The 15,542-nt window shown below is 69.7% G+C and carries 15 protein-coding genes; 8 read left to right on the top strand and 7 right to left on the bottom strand.

The features are described from left to right. Window positions 1-8: 8 nt before the first annotated feature. The 3 genes from ABZ412_RS21770 to ABZ412_RS21760 form a co-directional block, all read right to left on the bottom strand. Window positions 9-467, bottom strand: coding sequence for a gamma-glutamylcyclotransferase family protein (locus tag ABZ412_RS21770; protein WP_357282994.1), 459 nt, complete (start codon window positions 465-467; stop codon window positions 9-11). Next, the gene (locus tag ABZ412_RS21765; protein WP_357282993.1) at window positions 464-1,240 is read right to left on the bottom strand and encodes an MBL fold metallo-hydrolase; all 777 of its coding nucleotides are present in this window, start codon (window positions 1,238-1,240) and stop codon (window positions 464-466) included. The genes ABZ412_RS21770 and ABZ412_RS21765 overlap by 4 nt, the downstream gene beginning before the upstream one ends. A gap of 91 nt (window positions 1,241-1,331) precedes the next feature. Continuing rightward, complete coding sequence (locus ABZ412_RS21760; RefSeq protein ID WP_357282992.1) at window positions 1,332-2,240, bottom strand: LysR substrate-binding domain-containing protein; 909 nt, start codon at window positions 2,238-2,240, stop codon at window positions 1,332-1,334. 107 nt (window positions 2,241-2,347) lie between these two features. Here ABZ412_RS21760 and ABZ412_RS21755 point away from each other — a divergent pair, with 107 nt between their 5' ends. From ABZ412_RS21755 to ABZ412_RS21740, 4 genes are all read left to right on the top strand, one after another. Beyond that, window positions 2,348-2,935, top strand: coding sequence for a peroxiredoxin (locus ABZ412_RS21755; RefSeq protein ID WP_357282991.1), 588 nt, complete (start codon window positions 2,348-2,350; stop codon window positions 2,933-2,935). A gap of 24 nt (window positions 2,936-2,959) precedes the next feature. After that, window positions 2,960-3,499: a carboxymuconolactone decarboxylase family protein gene (locus ABZ412_RS21750; protein WP_357282990.1), complete on the top strand. Its 540-nt coding sequence runs from the start codon at window positions 2,960-2,962 to the stop codon at window positions 3,497-3,499. 219 nt (window positions 3,500-3,718) lie between these two features. Then, on the top strand, window positions 3,719-4,408 hold the full coding sequence (locus ABZ412_RS21745) for an HNH endonuclease family protein (protein ID WP_357282989.1): 690 nt from the start codon (window positions 3,719-3,721) through the stop codon (window positions 4,406-4,408). A gap of 21 nt (window positions 4,409-4,429) precedes the next feature. After that, window positions 4,430-5,122: a PhzF family phenazine biosynthesis protein gene (locus ABZ412_RS21740; RefSeq protein WP_357282988.1), complete on the top strand. Its 693-nt coding sequence runs from the start codon at window positions 4,430-4,432 to the stop codon at window positions 5,120-5,122. Window positions 5,123-5,126: 4 nt separating this feature from the next. Here ABZ412_RS21740 and ABZ412_RS21735 read toward each other — a convergent pair whose 3' ends face one another. Next, the gene (locus ABZ412_RS21735) at window positions 5,127-5,486 is read right to left on the bottom strand and encodes a VOC family protein (protein ID WP_357282987.1); all 360 of its coding nucleotides are present in this window, start codon (window positions 5,484-5,486) and stop codon (window positions 5,127-5,129) included. A gap of 120 nt (window positions 5,487-5,606) precedes the next feature. Here ABZ412_RS21735 and ABZ412_RS21730 point away from each other — a divergent pair, with 120 nt between their 5' ends. After that, a complete protein-coding gene (locus ABZ412_RS21730; protein ID WP_357282986.1) occupies window positions 5,607-7,163 on the top strand; it encodes an MFS transporter in 1,557 nt (518 codons plus the stop codon). Window positions 7,164-7,175: 12 nt separating this feature from the next. On the opposite strand, the gene ABZ412_RS21725 is transcribed toward ABZ412_RS21730, so the two are convergent. Together ABZ412_RS21725 and ABZ412_RS21720 are read right to left on the bottom strand one after the other, a co-directional pair. Further along, the gene (locus ABZ412_RS21725; protein WP_357282985.1) at window positions 7,176-8,402 is read right to left on the bottom strand and encodes an aminotransferase class III-fold pyridoxal phosphate-dependent enzyme; all 1,227 of its coding nucleotides are present in this window, start codon (window positions 8,400-8,402) and stop codon (window positions 7,176-7,178) included. Window positions 8,403-8,529: 127 nt separating this feature from the next. Then, a complete protein-coding gene (locus tag ABZ412_RS21720) occupies window positions 8,530-9,159 on the bottom strand; it encodes a DUF5134 domain-containing protein (RefSeq protein ID WP_357282984.1) in 630 nt (209 codons plus the stop codon). Window positions 9,160-9,347: 188 nt separating this feature from the next. On the opposite strand from ABZ412_RS21720, the gene ABZ412_RS21715 reads away from it, so the two are divergent. Both ABZ412_RS21715 and ABZ412_RS21710 read left to right on the top strand, forming a co-directional pair. Continuing rightward, on the top strand, window positions 9,348-9,542 hold the full coding sequence (locus ABZ412_RS21715; protein ID WP_357282983.1) for a hypothetical protein: 195 nt from the start codon (window positions 9,348-9,350) through the stop codon (window positions 9,540-9,542). 336 nt (window positions 9,543-9,878) lie between these two features. After that, the gene (locus tag ABZ412_RS21710; RefSeq protein WP_357282982.1) at window positions 9,879-10,334 is read left to right on the top strand and encodes a GNAT family N-acetyltransferase; all 456 of its coding nucleotides are present in this window, start codon (window positions 9,879-9,881) and stop codon (window positions 10,332-10,334) included. A gap of 9 nt (window positions 10,335-10,343) precedes the next feature. Here ABZ412_RS21710 and ABZ412_RS21705 read toward each other — a convergent pair whose 3' ends face one another. After that, window positions 10,344-10,973, bottom strand: a complete 630-nt coding sequence (locus tag ABZ412_RS21705) for a Pr6Pr family membrane protein (protein ID WP_357282981.1) — start codon at window positions 10,971-10,973, stop codon at window positions 10,344-10,346. A gap of 138 nt (window positions 10,974-11,111) precedes the next feature. Here ABZ412_RS21705 and hrpA point away from each other — a divergent pair, with 138 nt between their 5' ends. Next, window positions 11,112-15,440 carry an ATP-dependent RNA helicase HrpA gene (hrpA, locus tag ABZ412_RS21700; protein ID WP_357282980.1) on the top strand — a complete coding sequence of 1,443 codons (4,329 nt, stop codon included), beginning with the start codon at window positions 11,112-11,114 and terminating at the stop codon, window positions 15,438-15,440. The last annotated feature ends 102 nt before the right edge of the window (window positions 15,441-15,542 follow it).

Below are 15,542 nucleotides of genomic sequence, written 5' to 3'. Positions count from 1 at the left end.
GTCCCGTGTCATACAGTCTCGCTGAGCAGGACCAGATCTCGCCGCCACGCAGCACATTTCGACTCGTAATACGGCAGGTGCCCGGTCTCGAAGGCCGCGGCCGACCAATCGGCCCCGGAGACCTCGGCGGTCCAGGTGTAGGTCCACGCGTACCCGACGCGCTCTCCCGTGTGCACCGACACCGGGGTCAGGTCATACTCGTCGTCCTCGAAGGCGTCGAGCACCCGCCAGTCGTCGGCGGTGAGCCCGGTGAGCACGAAGCCATCTGTCACGGCGTCGGTCGCGGTGACCAGTCCCGGATACGCCCGCCCGGGCAGCGCGGCGGCCCGCCGCCCGATCGACCGCGCGGGCTCCATCCGCGGGACGCGGCCTATCAATGCGGTCAGCACGGCCTCGAACCGCAGGGTGCCGTAGACGAACAGTGGATCACTCGCGGCCGGAAGCCTCCGTGCCCACCGGTCGTTCATCGCCCGGCGATCCGCGCGAACAGGCCCGCGTCGTGGGAGTTGACGACGGTCACCGTGTCCCCGTGCAGCTTCCGCAGTTCCCGCAATCGCCGCTGGTTCAGCCGGTACGCCTCCCCCGCGATGGACCCGGTCTCGTACACCTTCCACCAGAACGGCGTGAACGGCTCCTCGGGGTGGATGCTGGATTCGGTGACGAACGAGTCACCGGCGTGCAGGAGCCATCCGTTGCCGTGATCGATGGCCACCCCGGCGTGACCGCGGGTGTGACCGAGCAGCGGCACCACCAGGATCTCCGGCGGCAGCCCGGGCAGGTCACGCACCGCGGTGAAGCCGAACCAGTCCTCGCCGCCCTCGACCTCGTTCACCATCCACTTGGGTCCGTGCGCCCACTGCGCGGCCCGGTAGCGCAGCTTCTCGGACAGCGTGGGCGTGGCGGTGGCGGCCCGGAATTCGGGTCCGTGAATATGCACGGTGGCTTCGGGGAAGTCCGAGAGGCCGCCGGAATGGTCCAGGTCGAGGTGGGTGAGGATGATGTGCCGGACGTCGCGCGGGTCGTAGCCCAGCGCCTGGATCTGGCGGATCGCGGTCTCACCCTCGGACGGTTTCGCGCCCATCAGGAAACGGCTGGCACCCAGCATCTTTCCGGGCTGCCGCACGGTCTCGAGCCCGAACCCGGTGTCGACGAGCACGAGCGCGTCGCGAGTCTCGACGAGCAGGCAGTGATCGATGACGCCGAATCCCATGGTGCCGCAGTTGAGGTGATGGACGCGCATGGCTCGAGCGTTTCAGACGCCCCAGAGTGACGCAACCGCGCAGGTTGTCGGATTCGTCGTGGCGGCCGGCGGGCCGGTCCGGCGCGAGGGCTCAGCGCGGACGGCCCTCGCGGATGATCTCGGCGAGCAGCTCGTAGTCGTCGCCGCGCGCGGTGGAGGACCGGAACGCCAGCCCGACCGTGCGGCCCGGCGCGGGCGCGGCGAAGGTCGCCACCTCCAGGGTGCCGCGCGCGGTCTCGGCCGGGACCGCCATGGCCGGGATCAGGGTGACGCCGAGGTCGCCCGCGACGAACTGCACCACCGTGGCCAGCGACGCGGCGCGGGTGTCGCCGACCGCGCCCGGGTGCGCGTCGTGGGTACGGCACAGGTCCATGGTCTGATCGCGCAGGCAGTGGCCTTCGTCGAGGAGCAGCAGCGGCAGCGCGTCGAGGTCGGCCGGAGTCAGGTCGGAGCGGCCGGCCAGCTCGTGGCCGCGCGGCACGACCAGCACGAACTCCTCGGTGTAGAGCGGTATCTCGACGAGGCCGGGCGCGTCGGCGGGCAGCGCCAGCATGGCCACGTCGAGCACGCCCGAGCGCAGGCCGTCGAGCAGCCGGGCGGTCTGGTCCTCGATGACGTGCGGCGCGAGAGCGGGTACCCGCCTGCGCAATTCGGGCAGCAGGGTGGGCAGCACGTAGGGGGCGACGGTCGGGATGATGCCCAGCCGCAGGGTGCCGCGCAGCCCCTCCCCGGCGGCCGACGCGACAAATCGGTCAGCGGCCTCGAGGGTCGCGATGGCTTGTGGCAGCAAACGTTTGCCGTCGGCGGTGACCAGCACACGACGCGTACTGCGCTCGATCAGCAACAGCCCCAGTCCGTTTTCCAGTGATGCCAGCGCCTGGGATAACGTGGGCTGGCTCACGCCGAGCCGGGTCGCCGCGGTACCGAAGTGCCGGTACTCCGCGACGGCCACGAACGCACGCAGCTGTGACAGGGTGGGCTGATAAGTTTGATCAGTCACGCCTATGAGTGTAGTGCGACCGATCACCTTTACCTCTCACCCCTGTTCGGCCAGGATCATCTACAGAAGTCTCGACACAATCGGCATGACTACAACGAGGAGCATTCATGGCACTGCTGACCATCGGCGATCAGTTCCCCGCGTACAACCTGAAGGCTGTCATCGGCGGTGATCTCTCGAAGGTGAACGCTCAGCAGCCCGACGACTACTTCACCCAGATCTCGAGCGACGACTACGCCGGCAAGTGGCGCATCGTCTTCTTCTGGCCCAAGGACTTCACCTTCGTGTGCCCGACCGAGATCGCCGCCTTCGGCAAGCTGAACGAGGAGTTCGCCGATCGCGACGCGCAGGTGCTGGGTGCCTCCGTCGACAACGAGTTCGTCCACTTCCAGTGGCGCGCACAGCACGAGGACCTCAAGACCCTCCCGTTCCCGATGCTCAGCGACCTGAAGCGGGAACTGGCCGCGGCCACCGGCGTGCTCAACGCCGACGGCGTCGCCGACCGCGCCACCTTCATCATCGACCCGAACAACGAGATCCAGTTCGTGTCGGTCACCGCCGGTTCGGTGGGCCGCAATGTCGACGAGGTGCTGCGCGTGCTCGACGCCCTGCAGTCCGACGAGCTGTGCGCCTGCAACTGGAAGAAGGGCGACCCGACCATCCAGGCCGGCGAGCTCATGACCGCGTCGGTGTAAGCAAGGCTCGTAAGGAATTTCGTCGTGACCATCGATAACCTGAAGAACTCGCTGCCCGAGTACGCCAAGGACCTCAAGCTCAACCTGTCCTCCATGGCGCGCAGCACCGTGCTCAACGAGCAGCAGCTGTGGGGCACCCTGCTGGCCTCGGCCGCGGCCACCAAGTCCGCGACCACGCTGCGGGAGATCGCCGAGGAGGCGGCCGACGTGCTGTCGGCCGAGGCGTACAACGCCGCGCTGGGCGCCGCGTCGATCATGGGTATGAACAATGTGTTCTACCGCGGCAAGGCGTTCCTGGAGGGCCGCTACGACGATCTGCGCGCGGGCCTGCGCATGCAGATCATCGGCACTCCCGGCGTGGACAAGGTCGATTTCGAGCTGTGGTCGTTCGCGGTCTCCTCGATCAACGGCTGCCAGCACTGCCTGGAGGCGCACGAGCACACCCTGCGCGAGGCGGGCGTGTCGCGCGAGGTGATCTTCGAGGCGCTGCGCGCGGCCGCGATCGTGGCGGGCGTGGGCCAGGCCGTGGCGTCGACCGAGGCGCTGGCCGCGGCCGCCGTCTAGTCGATCGCGGGCGTTGCCCGGGACGCGGATTCTCGGTGAGGGGCCGGACACCACGGGGTGTCCGGCCCTTCGTCTTATCTGCCTGCATATTTGCCAGTAGCTTGCTGCAATCCGGCAACAATGCCCGAAATATCCGAATTGCCCACCTAGACTCCCCGCATGCCTCCGCGCTCCCGGACCCCAGCCCGGCGTCGCCGGCGCAGAATCTTCGCCTCCTCCGTGCTTCTCATCGCGCTCTCCGCGGGTGGTCTGGCGCTATATCTGAATCGCCACGAGACCCCCACCGCCGAACCGCCCTCGCCGCCCGAGCAGGCGGGCACCCCGATCCTCGACGCCGCCCGGGCGCGGGCCGGACTGGACCGCCTCCCCGTCGCGTGGAACCGCAACTGGGAGACCTACGACCGCAACGCCTTCGGCCCCGGCTGGTCCGGGCGCGGCGGCGAGCCGGTGCTCAGCGGCGGGTGCACCGCACGCGAACAGGTGATGAAGCGCGACCTCACAGAAACCCTTGTGGGCGACAGCAATTCGTGCCTGGTGCTGTCGGGGACACTCGACGATCCCTACACCGGGGAGCGAATTCCCTACGACCGCTTCACATCCTCGAATATCGAGATCGACCATGTGGTCGCGCTCGGCGACGCCTGGCGCTCGGGGGCCTCGCAGTGGAAGCCCGAGCAGCGCGAGAAGTTCGCCAACGACGTCGGCAATCTGCTCGCGGTCCAGAAACAAGCCAATCAGGAGAAGGGCGCCAAATCACCGGATCAGTGGCAGCCGCGGCAGGCATACCAGTGCGAGTACGCGCGCCGCTGGGTGAGCGTCAAGGAGCGCTGGGGATTGAGCGTGCAACCCACCGAGAAGAGCGCCCTGGCCAACATGCTCGATATCTGCGGACCTCCCGCGAATCGATAACTGTCGGTAAGCTCGCGTGACATGACCGTTCCGGAAAGTGATAGCGCCCAGATCGAGGTCGTGCGTGTGTTCACCGACGCGGCCGGTCGATTCGGCAGCCCGCTCGGCATCGTCCGCCGCTCCGCCGTGGAGCACATCGACCATCAGGCGCTCGCCGCCCGCGCGGGCCAGGCGCTGACCGCGGTGGTCGACGACCCGGCCGACGGGCGGGCGGCGATGCGCATCTACACCCCGGCCGTCGAACTGTCCTTCGCCGGGCTGCCCGCCATCGGCGCCACGTGGTGGCTCAACGAGCAGCGCACGCCGGTGAAGGTCATCGATGTCCCCGCCGGACCGGTCGAGGTCGCGCTCACCGAGGGTTTGGCCTGGGCCCGCGCTCGCGCCGCCTGGTCACCGTCGTTCGAATTCCACCAGTTCGAGGATCCGGCGTTGCTCGCCACCCTCGACCCGGCCGACTTCCCCGGCGGCCAGCACTACTGCTGGGCCTGGACCAACGAACCGCGGGCCGGCGTCCGCGCCCGAATGTTCGCCCCGGGATTGGGAATTCCCGAGGACGAGGCCACCGGGTCGGCAGCCATCGAGCTGACCGCGCTGCTCACCCGCGGCCTGCACATCACGCAGGGGCAGGGCTCGCAGCTGTTCACCGAATGGGACTCCGACGGCTGGGCCCGGATCGGCGGGCGGGTAGCCGCCGACCATCCCATCGTGATCTAGCGACTCACCGAGCGATGCGCTGACCGAAGGCGAGCCGGTGGCCGCCGGGAATGCGCAGCACGAAATCGCGCAGCCCCCAGGGGTGCTCGGCCAGTTCGGCGGTGATCTCGCCGCCGTGCCGCCGGCAATGCGCGTACAGCGCGTCCACATCGGCCACGCCGACATATCCCGCGGTGGTCTCGTTGACCGCCGGATTCGGCGTGCGCACCACCCCGAGTCCGACCCCGCCGCGCCGCAGCAGCGCCAGTCCCATCGCGGGCTCGTCCACCTCGACCTCGAAGCCCAGCACATCGCGCAGGAATTCGACGGTGGGCGTGAGGTCGGCCACCTCGAGATTGGCCCGGTAGCTCTCGAATTCGACCATTCCGCAGCATACTGCCGTTGCCGGGCCGAAATTCGGTTGCGCGTCCGTCGGTGGGCGGTGAGAGGTGGAGGGCGCGCCGTCGCCCCTGCGGCCATACCCCCACCGGAAGGACGATTCGTCGTGGATACCGCCCTCGTCACAGCCGCCCGCGAGCGGCCGGAGCTGGCGGGGCGCCGCGAATGGATCGGCCTCGGGGCGCTCGCGCTGGCCTGCCTGGTCTACGCCATGGATCTCACGGTGTTGCATCTGGCGGTGCCGCAGATCAGTTCGACGCTGCATCCCAGCAGCACGCAACTGCTCTGGATCATCGACGTCTACGGCTTCATGCTGGCCGGTCTGCTGATCACCATGGGCACGCTCGGCGACCGGATCGGGCGGCGACGTCTGCTGCTGGTCGGCGGCGCGTTGTTCGGTTCGGTGTCTGTGGTGGCGGCCTTCTCCCCCACCGCCGAGTTCCTGATCGGGTGCCGGGCGCTGCTCGGGGTCGCCGGTGCGACCATCGCGCCCTCGACACTGTCGTTGATCTTCACCATGTTCCGCGATCCCCGGCAGCGGTCGCTGGCCGTGGGCACCTGGGTGAGCGCGTTCTCCGCGGGCGGCGTGGTCGGCCCGTTGCTGGGTAGCGTACTGCTGGAACGGTTCTGGTGGGGCTCGGTGTTCCTGCTGGCCGTCCCGGTGATGGCGCTGCTGCTGGTGCTCGGTCCCCGGGTGCTGCCGGAGTTCCGCGATCCCGAGGCCGGGCGGCTCGACTTGACCAGTGCCGCACTGAGTGTGGTCGCCATGGTGTCGCTGGTGCTGGGCATGAAGACGGTCGCGCAGGACGGCCTCGGGCCGGTGGCGCTGGTGGCCGTCGCGGTCGGCCTGGTGGCGGGCGCACTGTTCATGCGACGGCAGCTCACGCGGCCCGATCCCATGCTGGATCTGCGGCTGTTCCGGCTCGGCGCGTTCCGGACGGCGCTGGGCATCAATGTGATCGCCATCTTCGTGGCGTTCGGCTACTTCCTGTTCGTGGCCCAGTACTTCCAGCTGGTGCTGGACATGACGCCGATGGCGGCGGGCATCGCCATGGCGCCGTCCAGTGTCGGGTTCATCATCGGCTCGCAGGCGGCCCCGCGCATCGTGCGCGTGGTGCGGCCCGCGTATCTGATCGGGGCCGGAATGGTGCTGGCCGCCATCGGTCTGGCCATGCTCACCCGGCTCACGGTGGACGGCGGACCGGTCGCGGCGGTGGTCGCGTCGCTGCTCATCGCGCTGGGGCTGGCGCCGGTCTTCGGCATCACCACCGAACTGATCGTCGGCTCCGCGCCGCCCGAGCAGGCCGGAGCCGCCTCGGGCGTGTCCGAGACCGGCGCGGAACTCGGTGGCGCGCTGGGCATCTCGATCCTCGGCAGTATCAGCCTGGCCATCTACCGGGCCGATCTCGCCGACTCGCTGCCGCACGGTCTGCCCGGCGCGGACGCGGTGCGCGAGACCCTCGGCGAGGCGGTACAGGTAGCGGCGACGCTGCCCGACAGCGTCGGCGCGTCGGTGCTGGTGGCGGCGCGCACGGCCTTCATCCACGGGGTGCACATCACCGCGGGGGTGGCCGCGGTCGGCGCGCTGCTGGTGGCGGTGCTGGCCGTGGCCCGGCTACGCCACGTGCCCGCCGGAGAGTTGTCCGGCGGGCACGATCACTGATCCGCTCGTCGCTCAGCCCAGAGCGCCGGCGAACCGCGTGGCCATCTGCACGACCTCGGCCTCGGTGATGACGAACGACGGCGAGATCTGCAGCGCGCCCTGACCGGCCGCGCGGGTCGAGACGCCGTGCGCGCGCAGGGTTTTCACCATCCCCAGCGCCTCGGAGGGATCGGCGAGCTGGACCGCGGCGACCGCGCCCAGGCCGCTGCGCACCTCGGCCACACGCGGATGGTCGGCCAGCGGCGAGAAGTGCTCGTGCAGCAGCGCTTCCAGGTTCTTGCTGGCCTCCAGGAGGTGCTCGCGCTCGAAGATGTCGAGATTGGCCATGGCCGCGGCGGCCGCACCGGCGTGACCACCGTAGGTGTAGCCGTGCCGCCACCACACACCGCCGGAGAAGAACGGCTCGGCGATGCGGGGTGCGATGAAGACCGCACCCATCGGCACATAGCCCGAGGTGAGGCCCTTGGCGGTGGTCATGAGATCCGGTTCCAGGCCGAAACGCGAGGAGGCGAACCAGGATCCGCCGATGCGGCCGAAGCCGGTGACGACCTCGTCGGCGACGAACAGGATGTCGTTGTCGCGGCAGATCTGGCGGACCTCGGCCAGATAGCCCTCCGGCGGCAGGTAGACGCCGCCCGCGCCGATGATGGGCTCGGCGAAGAAGGCGGCGATGCGCTCCGCGCCGAGCTCCTCGATCAGCGCGGTCAGCGCCTTGGCCTGATCCCATTCGATGGTGCGGGTGTCGGGCATGAAGACCCCGGTGTAGCCCTCGCCGTTGACCGGAATCCCGGCCAGCGAGGTACCGCCGACGTGCATGCCGTGGTACGCCTTCTGCCGTCCGACCAGGATGGTCTTCTCCGGGCGGCCCATCTCCTGCCAGTAGCGGCGGGCCAGCTTGGCGGCGGTGTCGATGCCGTCGGAGCCGCCCGAGGTGAAGAAGATCTTGCTGCCCGGCACCGGGGCGAGCGCGGAGAGCCGCTCGGCCAGATCGCGGGTCACCGGCGAGACCAGGTCACCGAAGTTGGAGTAGTGCGCGACCTGGGTCAGCTGCGCGGCCACCGCGTCGGCGATCTCGCGGCGGCCGTGGCCGACATTGGCGAACCAGAGTCCGCCGGTGGCATCGAGATACTCCGTGCCACCCTCGTCCCAGATGCGGGCGCCCTCGCCCCGCGCCACCACGAACGACCCGTCCCGCTCGACCGCACCCATATCGGCGAAGCCATGCCACAGCGAACCCATCCAGAGCACCTCCATCACCCGATACCGGCCACCCCCAACCGGGCGAACCGACCTTTGCTCACTATCTAACCCCGTAGGACGGTGAACAGGTCGAACGGCCCCCGGCTGCGCGGAACGGGCGGCGGGCTCAACCGGCGGCGGCCGCCACCAGCATGTAGGCGGTGCCGAGGTCCATCACCAGGTGCGGCACCACGGCCGGGGCTCCGGCCGTACCGCCGGGGTGCGGGAACACTCCCGGCAAACGGCGGCGCAGGCCCGGCGTCAGCATGACGACGGCGTCGAGCGCGAACAGCGCCGCGAGCGCCAGCAGCGGCCCGGGCGCGGGTCCCCCGAGCCCGGGCACACCGTGCTCGTGCGCCCCGTGCCCGCTCATCGCGTACAACATGGCCGCGGCCGCCAGCACGTGATACGCGAACGCCCCGGCGGCACCCGCCCCGGCGGCACCCGCCCCGGCGTCCCCGATCCCGTTGCGCCACCGCAGGATCCGCTCACCCAGTACCAGCGTGTACACGACCACCATGGCCGTCAGCACCCCGCGCACCGCGTGCGCGTCGACGGCGGTCGGGAACACCAGCATTCCCACCATCACCAGGCACATCACCAGATGCGCGGCATCGGATTCGCGGTCCGCGCGCGGCCCGTCGCACCCGACCGGCCGCACCCGCGCCAGCCTGGCGACCACCAGGGCGGCGGCCAGGCAGAAGGCGATCACCGCGCTCCACCGCACCAGCCCGTACTGCTCCACGAACAACCCCACGCCCCACCACCTCTCACCGCGGCGACCGGCTCCCCTTCCATGCTGACATCCTCGGCGCGCGCCGCCCGGAACTTGCGCTGCCGAATCCCCCGCCCCGCACCGCCACTCGTGACCGATTGCCCGGCCGATTCACTCGCCCGGCGCCCCTGAAACGTTCGTATCGAGACAATGAACAGAGGAGTCGCTCCATGCGTCACAGTCGAGCCGAGCGCCCGCGTCGAACCGACGATCCGGTCGACCCGATCGCCGATCTGCGCGCGAACCTGAACCTGCTGCGCCATTCGGTCGAGCAGATGACCGAGGCGATGAAGGGCATCCTGCAGGAGATGCGCAGCGTCGACGCGCGGCTGAGCGCCCTGGAGGCCGGTGCCGCCGAGCGCTGACCGAGGTGGGGTGAGCGCTGATCGGACGCTGACATGGCAACGGCCCGGAGCCTTGCGGCTACCGGGCCGTCTTCGAGCTTCGGGCCGCCGTGCACGTATCCGACGCCCCGCGCCGGCACTCTCGGAAATGTGCACTTCACGGTTCGCCCCACGACGCTCCGAATACCGGCGGAGTAACCCGACAAGATCACGAAACCCTTCCGGCCACACCGAGTATCGCCGGTCGGGCGGCTGTGTACAGGGCACACCGGGACCGACGGCACGCCAGGTCGGCGAGTTGGCGCTCCAGGTCAGTCCGCGCACGACCCTGGGCCAGCGGCTCGCTAGCCTGACCACATGCGGATTGTGGTCGATGATCTGACCGGGCCCGGGGTGATCGGTTTGCTCGAAGCGCATGTGGCCGAGATGCTGGCGAACTCGCCGGAGGACAGCATGCACGCGCTCGACGTGGCGGCGCTGCGCAAGCCGGAGATCACCTTCTGGTCCGCATGGGACGGGACCGAGCTCGCCGGATGCGGGGCGCTCAAGGAGCTGGATCCGACGCACGGGGAGATCAAGTCCATGCGGACCACGGCCGGGTACCGCGGGCGCGGAGTCGCGTCACAGATGTTGCGGCACATCCTCGCCGAGGCCGAGGCCCGCGGGTACGCGCGGTTGAGCCTGGAGACCGGATCGTCGGAGTTCTATCAGCCCGCGGTGCGGCTGTACGAGCGCTACGGGTTCGAGCGCGGCGGGCCGTTCGCGGACTACGCCGAGGACCCGCACAGCGTGTTCATGACCCGCGCGATCTGAGCCCGCGGGTCAACGACGGGCGACCGCCCGGGGTACCACGCCGGTCACCGCGGCCACGATGACGCCGAGGATCGCGAAGACCACGGCCATCACCGCCAGGCCGATGGTCAGGGAGCCGTAGCCCTGTTCGCGCGGGTCGATGAACGGGTAGGGGTACCAGTCGGCGAAGGGACCGCGGATCAGGACGTACAGGCCGTAGGCCAGGGGAAAGGCGAGCCAGCCCAGGACCAGCTTGACGGTCGGCTTGATGCCGGGAGCCAGCACCAGCAACCAGTCCGCGATCAGCACGATGGGGATCAGCCGGTGCAGGATGTCGTTGATCCACTTCTCGGTCAGCTGGACGTCGATGTCCGACAGCAGCACCGCGTAGATGATGAGGGTGATCGTCAGATAGAGGGTGGCCGCGCCCCGCACCAGTTCCCACCGGCGGCCACCGGGGTCGCGCAGGCCGCCGACCAGCAGCACGACAATGCCGATGAGGTTGGACTGGATGGTGAAGTAGCTGAAGAAGTTCAGGTACGAGTAGTCCGGATTATCCAGGTTGCGCAGCGGGATCCAGACCAGCGCGACGATGCCCACGACAGCGAAGACGACCCGCAGCGCCCGGATCCACAAGGGCGTACCACCTCTGACGACCATGGCCCAGATCGTCGCATGACGATCCGCTCGAATGCGGACGATACGCCGATGCGGCACACTTCCGGCAAGCGTGCGACCGGGCGGTCCGAGACCGCGGCGACCGGCACGGACCGACTCTTCGCTATCGTTGACAGTGCAATGACCAGGACCGCCGCCACCTCTCGCGAGCTTCGTTCCCGCCTGGCCGATCTCTCGATCCGCGACGAACATCGCTTGCGTCGCCGGCTCGACAAGGCCCGCGGCGGCGATCTCACCTCCCTCGAAGCCGAATTCGACGCCGCCCAGCGCAGGGTGGAATCCCGCCGGGCCGCCGTCCCGGCCATCGCCTACCCCGAACAACTACCGGTCTCCGCGCGCCGCGACGACATCGCCGCGACCATCGCCGCGCACCAGGTCGTGATCGTTGCCGGTGAGACGGGTTCGGGCAAGACCACGCAGCTGCCCAAGATCTGTCTCGAGCTCGGGCGCGGAATTCGCGGCACCATCGGCCACACCCAGCCGCGGCGGCTGGCCGCGCGCACGGTGGCCGAGCGCATCGCCGAGGAACTGAACACCGAACTGGGCGACGTGGTCGGTTACACGGTGCGGTTCACCGATCAGGCGTCGGATCGCACGCTGGTGAAGCTGATGACCGACGGCATCCTGCTCGCCGAGATCCAGCGCGACCGGCTGCTGCGCCGCTACGACACGATCATCATCGACGAGGCGCACGAGCGCAGCCTCAATATCGACTTCCTGCTCGGATATCTCAAGCAGCTGCTGCCGCAGCGGCCGGATCTGAAGGTCGTCATCACCTCGGCGACCATCGACCCCGAGTTGTTCGCGCGGCACTTCAGTGACGAGAACGGCACGCCCGCACCGATTGTCGAGGTCTCGGGGCGGTCCTATCCGGTCGAGGTCCGGTATCGGCCGCTGTCGCTGGAGGTTCCGGTCACCTCCGAGGATCCCGACGACGAGGACACCGCGATCGTCGACCGCGACCCCACCGACGCCATCGGCGACGCGGTGCGGGAACTGCAGGCCGAGGGCGACGGCGACATCCTGGTCTTCCTGTCCGGCGAACGCGAGATCCGCGACACCGCCGACTCGTTGCGTGATCTGCGCCTGCCGCGCACCGAGATCCTGCCGCTGTACGCGCGCCTCTCGGCGGCCGAGCAGCACCGAGTGTTCGAGGCGCACACCGGACGACGGGTGGTGCTGGCCACCAATGTGGCCGAGACCTCGCTGACGGTGCCGGGCATCCGCTATGTGATCGACCCCGGTACGGCGCGTATTTCGCGCTACTCCATGCGCACCAAGGTGCAGCGGCTGCCGATCGAGTCGATCTCGCAGGCCTCGGCGCGGCAGCGGTCGGGCCGCTGCGGCCGTGTCGCCGACGGTATCGCCATCCGCCTGTACTCCGAGGACGACTTCGAATCCCGGCCGCAGTTCACCGAACCGGAGATCCTGCGCACCAATCTGGCGGCCGTCATCCTGCAGATGACCGCGCTCGGACTCGGTGACATCGAGGGCTTCCCGTTCGTCGAGCCGCCGGACGGCCGCGCCATCCGCGACGGCATCGCCCTGCTCGAGGAGCTCGGCGCGCTCGCCCGCGCCGAGGCCGACGCCTCCGCGCGGCGCGAGATCCCGGACGCCGGACTCGTCCTCACCCCCATCGGCCGCGAGATGGCGCAGATCCCCGTCGATCCGCGCATGGCCCGCATGTTGGTGGAGGCCAACCGCGGCGGCTGCCTGGCCGAGGTCCTCATCATCGTGGCGGCCCTGTCGATTCAGGACGTCCGCGAACGGCCCGTCGAGTACCAGCAGGCCGCCGACACCAAGCACGCCCGCTTCACCATCGAGGGCTCGGACTTCCTGTCCTCCCTGCGCCTGTGGGACTACCTGCGCGAACAGCGCAACGCCCTGTCCTCCAACCAGTTCCGCCGCATGTGCCGCGACGAGTTCCTGCACTACCTGCGCATCCGCGAATGGCAGGACCTGCACGGCCAGCTCCGCACCATCACCCGCGGCCTGGGCTGGAACACGGAGGGCTCCGATGCCCAATTCGACCGCACCGCAACCGGATCCGACGGCGGCGGCGAGGCCACCCGTGGTCGCCGCGGCCGCGGGTCCGCCGGAGCCGATGATGCGAGGTCGGGCGCGAACCCGGGCCGCACCCCGGAAGCCAAGCGCGGCAACGACTCCCGGCAGTCCGGCGGCACGCAACGCGCCGATGGCGAGCGCGGGCGCGTCGCTGGGCGCGGTAGGCGCGCGGGCGACAAGACCTCGGGCGATTCGCCTGCCGCCGGCGACACGGCTCGTGGCGCGCGCGGCTCGGGCAGCGGCGCATCCGGCTCCGGCAGGCGCGGACTCGCGGAATCGCCGGCGGCCAAGGCCGGGCCGGTGGATGACTCGCTGCCGTGGGATGTGACGTCGATTCATCAGGCGCTGCTGGCGGGCATGCTGTCGCATATCGGGGTGCGGGAGGCGGAGAGCCGGGAGTTCCTCGGGGCGCGCAATGCCAAGTTCATGATCTTCCCCGGGTCGTCGCTGGCCAAGAAGCCGCCGCGGTGGGTGATGGCGGCCGAGCTGGTGGAGACCTCACGGCTGTGGGGTCGGACGGCGGCGCGGATCGAACCGGAGTGGGCCGAGCGGCTGGCCGGGGATCTGGTGAAACGCACCTACTCAGAACCGCATTGGTCGGCCAAGCGAGGTGCGGCGGCCGCCTACGAACGGGTCACCCTGTACGGAATTCCGCTGGTGACCCAGCGCCGGGTGGATTTCGGCCGCATCGATCCGGAGCTGTCGCGGGAACTGTTCATCCGGCATGCGCTGGTGCAGGGCGAGTGGCAGACCAAGCACGATTTCTTCGCGCGCAATCGCGAATTGCTCGAGGATGTCGCCGATCTGGAGCATCGGGCGCGGCGTCGCGACATCCTGGTCGACGACGAGGTGCTGTTCGAGTTCTACGACAAGCGCATCCCCTCGGACATCGTCTCGGTACGGCATTTCGACAGCTGGTGGCGCAAGACCCAGCGCACCGACCCCAACCTGCTGGACTTCACCGCCTCCACGGTGGTGAACGAGGACGCGGCCCTGCTGGATCCGACCGCCTACCCCGACAGCTGGCGTCAGGGCGAGCTGACCTTCCCGCTCACCTATCAGTTCGAGCCGGGCCAGGCCGACGACGGTGTCACCGTGCACATTCCGATCGCCCAGCTGGCGCACGTGCGCTCGGTCGGCTTCGACTGGCTGGTACCGGGTATGCGCGAGGAGCTGGCCTCGGCGTTCATCAAGACGCTGCCCAAGCAGCTGCGCCGCACCGTGGTTCCGGCCCCGGACTTCGCCAAGGCCGCGCTGGACCGTCTCACCCCGCGCGCCGAACCGCTGCGCACCGGCCTGGCGCGGGAGCTGTCCCAGCTCGGCGCGGTGACCATCGCCGCCGCCACACTGGACCCGGCGGGCCTGCCCGACCATCTGCGCATGACCTTCGCCGCCATCGACCCGTCGGGCACGATCGTGGCCCGCAGCAAGAGCCTCGCCGAGCTGAAAACTCGTCTCGCCGAACAGGTCTCGAAGTCGGTGGCGCGCGCCAACAATGCCGCGGAGCGGTCCCCGGCCGCCGTGTGGACCTCCGAGTCCCTGGGCACCCTGCCGTCCGCGGTGAAGCGCCAGGTCGGCGGGCAGACCATCACCGGCTATCCGGCCCTGGTCGCCGAGTCCGAGGGCGTGGCCGTGCGGGTGCTCAGCTCCCCCGCCGAGCAGGCCACCGCCATGCGCACCGGCACCCGCGCCCTGCTCCTGGGCGCGATCACCACCAGTACCCGCGCCGTCACCGCCGGCCTGCCGCCCACGGATCGGCTTGCGCTGAGCCAGAATCCGTACGGCACCCTCCACGCCCTGGTGGAAGACTGCCGCGCCTGCGCCGCCGATGAACTGATCGCCGCCAATGGCGGGCCGGTGCGCAGCCCCGAGCAGTTCCAGGCCCTGGTGGAGAAGGTCCGCCCGCAGTTCACCACCGCGGTGGCGAATATCGTCCGCTCGGTGGTTCCGGTACTGGCCGAGGCGCATCGGGTGCGCGCCGCCCTCGCCGACTCGCGTGACCGCGACGCCACCGACGACGTCACCCATCAGCTCGACGATCTGATCTTCCCCGGCTTCATCTCCGAGTGGGGCAGCGCCCGATTGCGGGAACTGCCACGGTATCTGGAGGCCGCCCGGCTGCGGCTGGAGGCGCTGCCCGCGGCCGCCAATCGGGACCGTGCGGGCATGACCGAACTCGATCGCGTGCACGCGGCCTACGACCGGCTGGTGGCCAACCTCCCGGAGGGCCGTCGTGGCGGACGCGACATCGTCGAGATCTGGTGGATGATCGAGGAACTCCGGGTCAGCCTGTTCGCCCAGCAGCTGGGCACCCCGTACCCGGTCTCGGCGAAGCGGATCGAGAAGGCGATCGACGCCGCGCGCCGCCCACCGCAGAAGCGCTGACGAATCCCGATCGGCAGCGCCGTCGGATACGGATCGGTCCGGCTCCGAATTACTCGGGGCCGGACCGTGAATCAGTGGGACGCGGGGCGCAGCGCCCTGTGG

The sequence above is a fragment of the Nocardia sp. NPDC005746 genome (genome assembly GCF_040630785.1).
Taxonomy (GTDB): domain Bacteria; phylum Actinomycetota; class Actinomycetes; order Mycobacteriales; family Mycobacteriaceae; genus Nocardia.
The sequence above is the reverse complement of the archived record's forward strand: the minus strand, read 5'-3'. Positions and strand labels throughout refer to the sequence as shown.